General features: G+C 68.4%; 1 protein-coding gene and 2 pseudogenes. 2 read left to right on the top strand and 1 reads right to left on the bottom strand.

The window, feature by feature from the left end; translation table 11 throughout:
• Positions 1–348 (top strand): annotated as a pseudogene (locus A5646_RS20455) (lipid-transfer protein); the annotation flags it as partial.
• Between the two features lie 10 nt (positions 349–358).
• Positions 359–1429: a zinc-binding dehydrogenase gene (locus A5646_RS20450; protein WP_066877725.1), complete on the top strand. Its 1071-nt coding sequence runs from the start codon at positions 359–361 to the stop codon at positions 1427–1429.
• On the opposite strand, the pseudogene A5646_RS29135 reads toward A5646_RS20450, so the two are convergent.
• A pseudogene (locus tag A5646_RS29135) lies at positions 1429–1506 on the bottom strand (TetR/AcrR family transcriptional regulator); the annotation flags it as partial. The gene A5646_RS20450 and the pseudogene A5646_RS29135 overlap by 1 nt on opposite strands.

Raw genomic sequence — 1506 nt, 5'->3', positions numbered from 1 at the left:
CTCTGGCGCGACTCCGGTCTCAAGCCCCAAGACATCCAGACCGCCTTCATCTACGACCATTTCACGCCGTTTGTGTTCGCCCAGCTCGAGGAGCTCGGGTTCTGCGGGCGCGGCGAGGCCAAGGATTTCGCGACGGTCGAGCGGCTGTCGCTGGGCGGAGAATTCCCGATCAACACCAACGGCGGCCTGCTCGGCGAGGCGTATATCCACGGCATGAACGGCATCACCGAGGGGGTGCGTCAGGTGCGCGGCACGTCGTACAACCAGGTCGACAACGTCGAACACGTGCTGGTCACGTCCGGAACCGGGGTGCCGACCAGCGGCCTGATCCTCGCACCGGCCGGCTGAGGGGATCGCCATGCCCAGGCTCGCGATCCTGACCGCCCACGGCGGGCCGATCGAGCTGGCCGAATTCCCGTTGTCCACACCTGCGCCGGGCACCGCGGCGCTGCGGCTGCGGATGGCCGGCATCTGCGGATCCGACCTACACATCTTTCGCGGCGAGCTGCCGCTGCCCTGCCCCTTCGCCATGGGCCACGAAATGGTCGGCGAGATCGCCGAACTCGGCGAGGGCCTGACCACCGACGCGACCGGTAAGCCGCTCGCCGTCGGCGATCGTGTGGTGGCGCCGTACTTTTGGTTCTGCGGCAGCTGTCACGCGTGCGCGCGCGGACGCTCGTATGCCTGCCAGAACCTGATGGCCGGCGAGTACCGCACCCATGAGCAGGTACCGCACTTCGTCGCCGCCTACGGCGAGTACTACTACACCAGCCGCCGGCAGCCGCTGTACAAGGTTCCCGCCGACCTGCCCGACGAGGCGGTAGCGCCGTTGAATTGCGCTCTGGCGCAGGTGCTTTTCGCGCTGCGCGAGGTTCGGCTCGGGGATACCGTAGTCATTCAGGGCGCCGGCGGGCTGGGCATCAACGCCGCGGCCGTCGCCCGGACGGCGGGCGCGGCGTCGGTCATCGTCATCGACAAGATCGCCGAACGGCTCGACGTCGCCGCCGACTTCGGCGCCACCGTGTGCATCGACGCCAGCGCACTCTCGGCGGCCGAGGTCACCGAGCGGGTGCACAAACACACCGACGGCATCGGGGCGGACTGGGTGCTCGAGGTCGTCGGTGTGCCGGGCGTTATCCCGGAGGGAATCGGGTTCCTCAACAACGGCGGCACGCTGCTCGAGGTCGGCAACGTCGGGATGGGACGCACCTTCGAGCTCGACCCCAGCGCGTTGGTCTACGGCAACAAGTCCGTGCGCGGCGTGATGCTCTATGACCCCGTCACCCTGGCCACCGGGCTGTCGTTCCTGCAGCACACCAGTTTTCCGTTCGAGCGGCTGATGCCCGAGCCGTTTCATCTGGCCGACGTCAACGCGGCGTTCGCCTCGGCCGATGCCGGGCTGGTGCCCCGGGGGGCGTTGATCCCGTGACGGCGCAGGCGGTCGCTGGCGAACCCGCGTACCACATGGGCGCGAACGAATTCCGCCGCCACGTCGGGATCATCCAT

Origin of the sequence: Mycobacterium sp. 1245499.0, from assembly GCF_001673615.1 — a bacterium.
GTDB lineage: Bacteria > Actinomycetota > Actinomycetes > Mycobacteriales > Mycobacteriaceae > Mycobacterium > Mycobacterium europaeum_A.
The sequence above is the reverse complement of the archived record's forward strand: the minus strand, read 5'-3'. Positions and strand labels throughout refer to the sequence as shown.